12 protein-coding genes are annotated in these 9,396 nt (G+C 36.3%); 1 reads left to right on the top strand and 11 read right to left on the bottom strand.

Translation table 11 applies throughout. The features are described from left to right. The coding region (locus WBM70_RS02865) for a calcium/sodium antiporter (protein ID WP_424557009.1) at positions 1–867 on the top strand (867 nt) is incomplete at its 5' end. 4 nt (positions 868–871) lie between these two features. Here WBM70_RS02865 and mrdA read toward each other — a convergent pair. The 11 genes from mrdA to WBM70_RS02810 form a co-directional block, all read right to left on the bottom strand. Next, positions 872–2,689 carry a penicillin-binding protein 2 gene (gene mrdA, locus WBM70_RS02860; RefSeq protein WP_424557008.1) on the bottom strand — a complete coding sequence of 606 codons (1,818 nt, stop codon included), beginning with the start codon at positions 2,687–2,689 and terminating at the stop codon, positions 872–874. Then, positions 2,686–3,141: a hypothetical protein gene (locus WBM70_RS02855; RefSeq protein ID WP_424557007.1), complete on the bottom strand. Its 456-nt coding sequence runs from the start codon at positions 3,139–3,141 to the stop codon at positions 2,686–2,688. Before WBM70_RS02855 ends, mrdA begins: the two co-directional genes overlap by 4 nt. Positions 3,142–3,155: 14 nt before the next feature. Further along, positions 3,156–3,620 carry an N-acetyltransferase gene (locus WBM70_RS02850; protein ID WP_424557006.1) on the bottom strand — a complete coding sequence of 155 codons (465 nt, stop codon included), beginning with the start codon at positions 3,618–3,620 and terminating at the stop codon, positions 3,156–3,158. Then, entirely contained in the window at positions 3,617–4,255 is a 639-nt protein-coding gene (gene yihA / locus WBM70_RS02845; RefSeq protein WP_424557005.1) for a ribosome biogenesis GTP-binding protein YihA/YsxC, read from the bottom strand. The genes WBM70_RS02850 and yihA overlap by 4 nt, the downstream gene beginning before the upstream one ends. After that, positions 4,252–4,716, bottom strand: coding sequence for a lipopolysaccharide transport periplasmic protein LptA (gene lptA / locus WBM70_RS02840; protein ID WP_424557004.1), 465 nt, complete (start codon positions 4,714–4,716; stop codon positions 4,252–4,254). The genes yihA and lptA overlap by 4 nt, the downstream gene beginning before the upstream one ends. Positions 4,717–4,756: 40 nt before the next feature. Then, positions 4,757–5,206 carry a hypothetical protein gene (locus WBM70_RS02835; RefSeq protein ID WP_424557003.1) on the bottom strand — a complete coding sequence of 150 codons (450 nt, stop codon included), beginning with the start codon at positions 5,204–5,206 and terminating at the stop codon, positions 4,757–4,759. A gap of 53 nt (positions 5,207–5,259) precedes the next feature. Then, complete coding sequence (locus WBM70_RS02830; RefSeq protein WP_424557002.1) at positions 5,260–5,757, bottom strand: KdsC family phosphatase; 498 nt, start codon at positions 5,755–5,757, stop codon at positions 5,260–5,262. Beyond that, a complete protein-coding gene (gene hisB, locus WBM70_RS02825; RefSeq protein ID WP_424557001.1) occupies positions 5,754–6,326 on the bottom strand; it encodes an imidazoleglycerol-phosphate dehydratase HisB in 573 nt (190 codons plus the stop codon). Before hisB ends, WBM70_RS02830 begins: the two co-directional genes overlap by 4 nt. Before the next feature lie 17 nt (positions 6,327–6,343). Beyond that, positions 6,344–7,126, bottom strand: coding sequence for a septal ring lytic transglycosylase RlpA family protein (locus WBM70_RS02820; RefSeq protein ID WP_424557000.1), 783 nt, complete (start codon positions 7,124–7,126; stop codon positions 6,344–6,346). Between the two features lie 110 nt (positions 7,127–7,236). After that, a complete protein-coding gene (locus tag WBM70_RS02815) occupies positions 7,237–8,349 on the bottom strand; it encodes a transglycosylase SLT domain-containing protein (RefSeq protein ID WP_424556999.1) in 1,113 nt (370 codons plus the stop codon). Further along, positions 8,349–9,119 carry a TatD family hydrolase gene (locus WBM70_RS02810; RefSeq protein ID WP_424556998.1) on the bottom strand — a complete coding sequence of 257 codons (771 nt, stop codon included), beginning with the start codon at positions 9,117–9,119 and terminating at the stop codon, positions 8,349–8,351. Before WBM70_RS02810 ends, WBM70_RS02815 begins: the two co-directional genes overlap by 1 nt. Between the last annotated feature and the right edge of the window lie 277 nt (positions 9,120–9,396).

Genomic DNA, 9,396 nt, shown 5'->3' with positions numbered 1-9,396 from the left:
CAAAGTGAACGTATTGCTTTGAAGTTTAACATACCAGAGTTTATTATCGGAGCAACACTTATTGCACTTGGTACATCCTTACCTGAGATGGCAGCAAGTATCGCTGCAAGCCTCAATAATAAACCTGATATAGCTGTAGCCAATGTGATAGGGAGCAATGTACTCAACATCACACTGGTACTCGCATCTGTCTTCCTTATAGCCACAAAGATCAATCCAAGCAGAGACTTCTTTGCAAAAGACAGCACATGGGCACTGGTACCAGTACTTGTGTTTATCTTAATGATTATTGATGGTATGATCTCCAGATTTGATGCCGCACTTTTAATGCTTTTAATGGGTGCGTATCTGGTCTTTCTTCTTCAAGATGCCAAAAACATACCTGAAGAAGATCTGGAAGATCTGGATGTAGGTACATTCTCTTGGGCAAAAACCATACCTCTGCTTCTATCTGGATTTGTTTTAGTGGTCATAGGAGCACATTTCACAGTTGAAAGTGCAGCAGAAATAGCAAAAAGCTTTGGTATCTCAGAGTGGATCATAGGTATCATCATGATCTCATTGGGTACCTCATTACCAGAACTGGTTGTAAGCATCTCTGCCGCAGTCAAAGGTAAAGTTGATATGGCCATAGGGAACATTATCGGATCCAACATGGCAAATACTACCATAGTACTTGGTGCAGCAGCTTTAACAAACCCTATGAGCATCGATGCTCCGGCATATATCTTTGATATCGCTACAATGATCGTTGCAACTTTATTGCTTGTATTTATCACTGCAAATAAACTCTACACTAAATCCGCAGGTATCAGCCTCATTATTATTTTAGGACTCTTTTTAAATAATACTTTACAAAATATGTAAAGTATTATCTAGTGCTATTCATATCTGCACTTACTTCTGTATTAGAAAAATATCCCTTTTTATAGAGCCATCTATAAATATCTGCCGCAATAGGCCCTGCAGTACTACCACCATGCCCACCATGTTCTACCAATACCGTAACAATGTATTTAGGATCATCATAGGGTGCATAAGTCGTGATCCAGGCATGAGAACGATGGTAATAAGCCAACTCCTCTTCTTTTAAACGCTTGACTGTTGATTGAGGAATAGAAGTTACCTGTGAAGTACCTGTTTTACCCGCAACTACGATAGGCAATTTTCCCATTGCCTTATATGCAGTACCTCTTCTTGTATTACACACATCGTACATCCCTTTTCTGATCTCATTTAAGTAGTATGGGTCAAAATCCAATGTGTGCATTTCCAATTCGATCTTTTTACCATCAACTTCTCTTGCGATATGCGGTGTTGCAAGCTTAGAGGTAGCCATCAGACCTGTATAGCGTGCCACCTGTAAAGGTGTGGATAGATCATACCCCTGACCGATAGCTGAGATAACTGTCTCTCCCATATACCATGGCTGTTTGAAGCGTTTCATCTTCCATGCTTTATCTGGCATGACACCTGAATATTCCCTAGGCAGGTCAACACCGGTCTTTACCCCCAAACCAAAAGTACGGAGGTGTTTGGCCATAGCATCTATTCCCACTTTTAAACTCTTATTGTAAAAGTAGACATCACAACTCTCACGTATGGCTTTTCTTAGCTCAACTTTGCCATGCCCCCATCTTGACCAACATCTAAACTTGTGTTTACTCGTACCAAGTGTGATATGTCCAGAACAATATTCAGGAGCACCAAGAGAGTTAGGCAATGCTTTAGAAAATGCCAGTGCCATTCCCATCTTTATAGTAGAGCCCGGAGGATACGTCCCATGTATAAATTTATTTGTAAAAGGATTTGCAAGGTCATTCTGCAAGGCTTTCCAGTCTTTAGTACTGATACCCCCTACAAAAAGATTAGGGTCATAAGAAGGGTAACTAACTGCAGAGAGAACTTCTCCATTGGTCCGCATTACAATAGCTACACCTGTATGATCTCCAAAACGTTCATAGATCATTTTTTGGAGTCCTATATCCACATTCAGACGTATGTTCTTATTGTCTTTTGGAAGTTCTTTTTCTAACACTTCTATGGCTTTATTTGTTGCGGTTACCTTATTGATCTCATAGCCGAGTTCTCCTTGCAGCACTTTATTATAATGACGCTCCAGACCACTCTTCCCTACTTTTCCCACTTCATTGACCACAGTATCTTTTGCATTCTCTTTTTTGTTTGATCGTCCTGTATAACCAACAATGTGTGCTGAATACCTCCCATAAGGATAATAACGTTTTGTCTCAGCTTCTATGTTAATATTCTCTTCCAAACTCAATTTTGGATAAGCACCCATCATACTTGAATAATGTATAAAATCAACGACTTTAATGTATTTATGGTTATAAGGAGAATTATGTTTTTTATAGACTTTCAGCATCACTGTTTTATTGAGGTCAGGAAAGGTTTCAACCAATGTATCGATAACCGTTTCTAGTTGTTGACTCTTTTCTTTTAAATGTGGTGCAAGGGAGAGCGAAAACCCTATCTGGTTCATTGCAAGGAGGTTTCCATGTAGATCTGTGATCTCTCCTCTTACGGGTTTAATAAACTGTTTTCTTTCTATATTGTCTTTTGCCAATCCTTCATAGTAAAAATTTGATTTGATACTGACATGATAAAGTCGTGTGATCATAACAGCCCAGAAAATAAGAAAGACCAGTAGTATGAACTTATATCTCATAGGATCACCACAACCAACATATCCACGATAAGAGAATAAAGCAAGATCTCATCTAAAACAATACTCTGAGTCTGAAAAATAAAATCATACGTAAATAGACACCCTAAATACATCATATCTAAAACGACAACACTCAATAACGGTCTGCAGATTCGACATCTTCTAAAATGTTTAAAATAAGGATACACAATAACATAAAACAACAGAGTAGAAATAATAATGAGAAAGAGAGGTAGAGAGAGATTCACTTCTAAATTTATCATATATACAATAGCAAGCAAGATAAAAGAGGATCTTTCTTTCTCTAGTCCCTGCACTAGCATATACCCCATAGCACCTACCAAAAGAGGTAAAAAAACATAAATAGAGATAAGCATAGGGTAAAAAAAGATAAATGCAACAGCAAAGAGCCAAAAAATCAAGCCCTGTTGTGTTTTGATTACATGATCCATATTAAAGACTCAGACTAAGATAATTTGTAGACTAAAGCTACTTCGTTACACACCGGGAAATGGATACATTTAATACAATCTGCCCAGATCTTATGTTCAGGTATTACCTCTTTATTGATCTCTTTGAAGTTCAGTTTTAGAAAAAAGTTTGGAAGATAGGTTAAAACAAGTACATCTTCTTCGACACCAATATCTTTGGCTTCATCCAATGTAAATTGGACCATGCTCTGACCAACTTTTTGCCCACGATATGCTTCATCAACAATAAGACTTCTTATCTCCGCCAATCTTTTAGAATGTACATGCAAAGCTGTGTAGCCTACAAGCTTATCACCATCTTTTGCTAAAACATAGGAACGTATATTGGTTGCTACTTCATCTTCAGTACGATTGAGAATAATCCCATCCTTTACTTCAGAAGCAACAAGTGTCTGCATTGCAGGGATATCACTTAATTTTGCTTTAACAAGTTCGATCACCCATGTTCCTTATCTTCTTTTTTGACTTCGTCACCAACATCAAAAATCGTTTTTAATATATTTTGATGGACTCTATCATGACCATTTTTTTTCAAGTTTGAGAGCGTAATAGAACCAGGAAACTCTCTTTTTAATTTGGCTCTCTCTTTTTGATTAAGTTTATCTATCTTCGTAAAAACTGTCAAATACTGCTGATCAGGTCGAATAAATTCAGAGATATAACTTTCAACATCATCATCTATCTTGGCATGTGGATGGCGTGCATCACGCAAATGGATGAAAAGACGTATTGAGACACGATGTTGTATGAATTCAACAAGGTTTTTCTGCCAAACCTCTTTGAGTGATTTAGACACTTTTGCATATCCAAAACCTGGTAGATCTACAAAACGTACAGGATAACTCTGTTCATTATAAAGGTATCTTGTTTCAAAAAAGTTTATCAGTTGTGTTTTTCCTGGTGTGGCTGAACTTTTTGCCAAGTTCTTTCTTTGCGTTAATGAATTTAACGTAGAACTTTTTCCTACATTTGAACGCCCTAAAAAAACCACTTCACTCATATCTTCAGGTAAAGAATCTGCGATACTTTGCGCAGATTTTATAAATTCCGCCTCTACTACTCGAGGTACACTCACTCTTTATTCTCCATTTCAAAAATAAACTTAACAGGTTTTTTCTTATCACCTTGCACTTTCACATTACCCGTAGTCATGTCAAGCATGATCTCATCACCGTTCACATGACTTTTATTTGCCAGGTCATCTATCACAGCATTACCTGTTAACACATACAATGATTTAACAATATGATATTTGACTTTATCTGCACTTCCTTTAAAATGTTGATCTTCTTTTTTAAACTCAAAGGTCACAGTTCCTATAGCCTCATACATTTCTGTGTCATTGTTTTCACCAAAATAGACGATCACTCTATCTGCATATAACCAATCTTTCCCCTTATGTATCTTTGCATCACCTATAAAATGTACTTCTTTTTTTTCATCTTCAGCTTCCATCGAAGTAGAGGTAATTTCTACCTTTTCTGCAAAAAGACTCTGGGTGAGTAAAAGTAGTAGTGCAATTTTTAAAAACTTCATAATAATCCTTTATAACTTTTTATTTGATTGTACCATATTATTACTTGTCAGGTGTATAAAACACTGTACCTACCGTCGAACCGGAGGCCTTCTTTTTACGTGTATCATACTCTAAAGTTTCTCCCTGAATCATATTTAAACCTTTGACACCTATAAAAGGTGCTGTAATATTTAAAATTTCAGTTTTTTGATCATAAATAGCATGTTGTGTCTGATACTTATAACCACCTTTTTCATGAAGAATGACATCACCATCTAAATAAAGTTTATCTTCATAATAGATACCATTATTCGCGGAAAGAGATTCTATGTTATCACTGAGGTAGACTAAGTTCTCTAATGTCAAGATACCTCTGTCTCTAATTCCGTATGTAAGATAAGCCCGACTTTTCATATCTCCCGTATCAACTTCTATCAAAGTTGTGTCAGTAAATTCAAGTTCTTTAGTAAACACGTTAGTGGGTGGAGGTGTATTACGAATTTTTATCATAAAAGCTCCAACAATAATTCCAACAATGCTAACGATTATAATATGTTCTAATTTTATCCCCATAGATCCAGATACTTCTCTTCGAGCCCTTCTTTGATTATAAGATATTCTATCATCTCTCGTACTGCACCGTCTCCACCTTTTTTTGTAAGTATCACCGTTGCAATTTTATCTACATAGGCACTTGCATCTCTTGGTACAAATGACATTTTAGCCGCTTTAAGCATCTTCAAGTCATTAAGATCATCTCCTATGGCTGCAACATTATCCATAGTTAGATCCATCTTCTCCAAGAGAGATTCCAATACTTCTTTTTTATTATGTATGCCTTGATAAAAGTGTTCTATCCGTAACTCTTTGGCACGACGTGCAACGATATCAGAAGATCTTCCAGTTATGATAGCGACATGCTTACCAAGTTTACGCCAAGAAGCTATGGCTAAACCGTCTTTGACATTAAAAGACTTTATTTCATCACCATTTTCGCTATATGTGATACGACTGTCCGTCATCGTTCCATCTACATCAAGTACAATTAATTCTATACTCACAGTACACCCTTTGTACTTGGAATACCTGCATTTTCATTTACAGTAACTGCTCTACGGAGTGCAACGGCAAGTGCTTTAAATGCACCTTCAATGATGTGATGTTTGTTTTTACCGCGGTTATATATCAAGTGAAGTGTCAAAGGTAGATTAAAGGCAAAAGCTTTGAAGAACTCTTCCACTAGTTCTACATCAAAGTCCCCTACTTTTCCACCAATAGGAAGTTCAAATACAAGAAAGCCACGGTTTGACAGATCAATATCACAAGTAACACTTGCTTCATCCATAACCACCGTTGCATTACCAAAACGCTCAATGCTCTGGACAGGATAAATAGCCTTCTTAAGAGCTTGGCCTATAACGATACCTACATCCTCAACGGTATGATGGTCATCAATATGTGTGTCACCAGTACATTGTACTTCCATATCCATATGTGCATGTTTCGTAAATGCCTCTAGCATATGGTCATAAAAACCTACACCTGTATTGATATTCGCTTTACCAGAGCCATAAAGGTTAAGTTTGACTGAGATCTGTGTCTCTTTGGTTTCTCTTGTTACTTCTATCATCTTGTTTCCTACTTTGATTAATTTCTTACGATAAATGCACCTTCAAGGTCATTATTATCTTTAAAGTCCCGTGCTTCCTGTTCAGATCCAAAGCCCATAAGCCATACTCTATAAAGCGGTGCTCCATCCACATCTGAAAAACGTTTGATCACAGGTTTATAACGCGCATATACTCCTGTATATTTACGTTTATATACTTGTGCCCCCTCATGTCGTCTGAAGGCACCTACTTGCACACCAAAATTAGAGAGAACAATACGTTCTTGTCTATGTTCTCTTTTATTTCTGGCAATAGTAGCATCAGATTGTACTTTCCCTGCAAATCCGACCACTTGAACAGAAACTTTGGCGATACCCATTCTGTCTAGCCCTATCTCTTTACCTGCCTTATAACTACAGTCAATGATCCGACCTCTTACAAAAGGTCCTCTATCATTAATTCGCACTATAGTACTTTTCCCATTTTGTAAGTTCTTTACTTTTACCATTGTATCCATTGGCCAGGTTTTGTGGGCAGCTGTTCTTGCATGCATATTATACACTTCACCATTGCTTGTCTGTTTTCCATGAAAATTGGGTCCATACCAACTTGAAATCCCATGCATAACTTGTCCAACTTCTACATACGTAGGGTGGTACCTTTTACCCAATACCTTATAGGAACGCATTGTAGCTTTATGTCTTGCAGCACTTGTATATTTTGTAGGTTTAACCTCTTGAGGTTCCGTTCCACACCCTGTAAAAAGAGTACTTATTCCCAAAATGGCTATCAATAATATAGGGGATACCAGTCTCTTCATAATACCTCTGCAGTTCATTAATCTTTAAGCAGATATTATCACTTTATTTGACTTTGTTTTTGCTTGCTATTTTCATCTATATAATACGCCACAATAATTACTTTCAAAGCCTAATTTAAATTGTTTAAACATTTTTCAAATACATTTTGAGTGACAGGAATGACCAAAAGCATACCTACAGTCAAAAAGTCATCTGTCAAATGATTTGATGTTTTTATCTCTTCCTTATCTGCTTCATAATATATTGCAATATCTTCCAGTGTCTCACCTAAACTTACATTGTGTGAGATCATATGTGATTTATACTCTTTTTTCACTGCAGGCAATTCATAACGTAAATAAAAAGCATACATTTTTTCTATGGGGATCGTAATTTTATGCATAGCTTTATCATGAGGTACAACACCATTTTTCAACCCCCTATTTAGATCTAAAAGCTTTTCTTCTTTCATTTTAAGCAGTGCGGCAATCTCTTTTAATGATGTTCCTGCAAGTACCTCTACCTGAATGAGAGGATTATCAAAATTCTCATTGTTATCATTGCTGAATCCCAATGAAAGATTCTCACCAATCATGGCAACAAGAAGGATCTTTTTCATGTACTGACGTGTTTCACGAGGTAAATACTTCAAGTTTCCATCTGTCAATACACTCAGATCATCTGTTCCTGCACGCTTTATAGCTTTGCTGAGACGACCTTCACCACAATTGTATGCTAATGCTGCCAAATACCATTTACCAAACTGTTTATGTAGTTTATTGAGATAATTTATCGCTGCAGATGTGGCACTGACTGTATCACATCGCTCATCATAGCTATTGCATACTGTAAGATTATAGTGTTTAGCTGTAGCAGGCATGAATTGCCATAAACCAACAGCTTTTTTTGGAGAAATGGCATCTGAGGAAAATCCGGATTCTACCATGGAAAGATAGATAAACAGATCACTCACACCATCATCAACAAGAAGCCCCTGCATCATGGGTAAAATCTCTTGACCTCTTCGTAAAGAATGTTTATAAAATAATTTTAATTTTTTTTCATGATCTGAGACAAAAGAGATAAAGTGATCATCATAGAGATAGGATTCATCCACATCAAATTCATTAAATACATAGCTATAGCTAGGATACTTGTATTCCAAGGGTACGGCAAATGCAGTACTTATACATACTATTTGGATCAATAAAACAGTTCTAAAATACCCTATAAATCTACGCATTAAATATTAAAAAGCCTTTCAGCATTTAGCGTGCTTAAATTTTCTATTTCCGTTCTGCTAAGTGCTGAAAGTTCTGCCATTTTGTCTGCAACAAATGTTGTATACGAAGGTTCATTTCTTTCTCCTCGATGCGGATGTGGCGTCAAATATGGAGCATCCGTTTCAATGAGTAATTTATCTTGAGGAACTTTAGAATATACATTGATGAGTTTTCTGGCATTTTTAAAGGTCAATACCCCACCAATCCCATAATAAAAATTCTTTTTTGCGAGTTTCAGTAAAGACTCATCTGCATTGTAACAATGCAACACTCCACCTTCTTCTCCTGCGTGTTCTTCAAGTAAAGCCAGACAATCTGCACTTGACTCTCTTATATGTACTATTAAGGGTTTTTGCATCTTTTTTGCCCAAAGGATCTGATCTAAAAAAACCTCTTTTTGCAATTTTTTCTCTTCCTCTATTTCATCTTCTGATTCTGGCAGTCTAAAATAGTCTAATCCGCATTCACCTATGGCAACACACTTAGGATGCATGATAAATTGTTCCAAATATCTTCTATCATAATTGCGGACATCGTAAGGGTGGACACCTACAGCAAAATAAACACCTTCATACTTTTCAGACAATTCTACAGCACGCTGTAAAGTCTCAGGATCAGCTCCAGGTATAATGAATTTCTCTACACCTTTTTGTCTTGCATTTTTCAAAACTTCTTCTATATCGTCATTATATCGTTCATCATCCAAATGACAATGTGTATCTACTAACATACTATTTATGCCCTATTTTTTGAAACATTATAGCAAAATTCCATGTTTTCACATATATTTCAACGCAAATATAATATTAAATAAGATATAGTTTATAATAAATTATAATATTAGAGGGGACTACTATGCTTGGAACGGCTATATTATCTATCTTTATTTTCTTCATTATTCTCATTATTTTTCTTGAATATAGAAATGAAAAAAAATATCAAGAAAAAAGACGTCAGGGTCGTCCAAGACCAACACAAAATAAAAAGACTACACCTACCAAAGCCCC

The organism is Sulfurovum sp. (genome assembly GCF_049668085.1).
Lineage (GTDB): Bacteria > Campylobacterota > Campylobacteria > Campylobacterales > Sulfurovaceae > Sulfurovum.
This window is presented reverse-complemented; position numbering and strand designations above follow the sequence as displayed.